Annotated in this window: 1 protein-coding gene; it reads right to left on the reverse strand. The window is 54.6% G+C overall.

The window, feature by feature from the left end:
- The coding region (locus KK062_RS30025; RefSeq protein WP_254088079.1) for a triple tyrosine motif-containing protein at positions 1-460 on the reverse strand (460 nt) is incomplete at both ends.

Genomic DNA, 460 nt, shown 5'->3' on the forward strand with positions numbered 1-460 from the left:
TCTTCCACCATACGCTCGACAAACGAGGCCGAAGGATGAGTCACCGGCAGGTCTTTTTTTGCGAGTGCGCCCATGATGCTGATACCACTGAGCGACGAGCCCAGCTCATCGTGCAAGTCGGCCGAGATGCGGTTGCGCACATGTTGCAGGCGGAGCAGCTGATTGATCCTATACCGGTACAACCCATACAGCAAACCGCAGATCACCAGGAACACCAACGTGCGAAACCAAGCCGTTTCGTAGTACGCGGGAAGCACTTCGAGCTGAACGATCGCCGCCTCTGTACTCCAATGTCCCAAGGCGTCTCCGGCCTTGAGGTGTAAGGTATAGCGTCCAGGGCTGAGGTTGGTATAGTATGCCCGGTGCTGCGAACCGCTGTGGTTCCAGTCTTTTTCAAACCCTTCCAGGTAATACGCGTAAACGTTGTCGTGTTTTTTGCGGTAGTTGAGCGCAATGAAAT

Origin of the sequence: Dawidia cretensis, assembly GCF_018598175.1 — a bacterium.
GTDB lineage: Bacteria > Bacteroidota > Bacteroidia > Cytophagales > Cyclobacteriaceae > Ohtaekwangia > Ohtaekwangia cretensis.